Source organism: Vibrio sp. 2130-1 (assembly GCF_033339515.1).
This window is the reverse complement of record NZ_JAWOUT010000458.1, coordinates 1-608: the sequence shown is the minus strand read 5'-3', so window position 1 is coordinate 608 and position 608 is coordinate 1. Positions and strand designations below refer to the sequence as shown.

1 protein-coding gene and 1 pseudogene are annotated in these 608 nt (G+C 46.9%); one reads left to right on the top strand and one right to left on the bottom strand.

The window, feature by feature from the left end; translation table 11 throughout:
- Positions 1–272, top strand: a pseudogene (locus R7Q09_RS26830) (hypothetical protein); the annotation flags it as partial.
- 110 nt (positions 273–382) lie between these two features.
- Here R7Q09_RS26830 and R7Q09_RS26825 read toward each other — a convergent pair.
- Positions 383–608 (bottom strand): ABC transporter permease (locus tag R7Q09_RS26825; protein ID WP_411913129.1); only part of this gene is annotated, 226 nt, incomplete at its 5' end.

Below are 608 nucleotides of genomic sequence, written 5' to 3'. Positions count from 1 at the left end.
TCAGCCTTAAAACTCGTAAACAGGCGGTTATTGAGCCTTTAATTCCTGAAGAAACCGTGGTTGGTTTGCTCAAAGCCATCAGTAAAGATGGAGAGATGACGTTTGATGTAATGACGGCTACGCTTAACGCGTTTTTGCACTATGTGGTGATCAGCAAACAGGAGAAGCTACAGCTTAAACCTAACATGCCAGCGAGCTGGTATCAGCAGCATCACAGGCCTGTATTCGCCCGTTTTGAGCAAGCGGGAATAGAAATTCAACAAATCAAATAGCCCCCCTATCGAGCCGCAGACGTAAAAAAGCGCCCACAAGGAGGCGCGTTCGGTCAAAATGGTGAGTAATTCCTGGACGAGAAAGCTCTGAGCAACCGAAAAAGGCTTATTTATTCTTGAATCCCACGAATACGGACATTGCGTCTGCTTAAGATCTCCAACGTCACGAGCAAACACACGGACATAAAAATCAGCAAGGTCGCAACAGCCAAAATTGTCGGGCTGATTTGTTCTCGGATCCCTGACCACATCTGCCTTGGGACGGTTTTTTGTTCTGCGCCTGTTAAAAACAACGCCACGACCACTTCATCAAACGACGTGCCAAACGCAAACAAT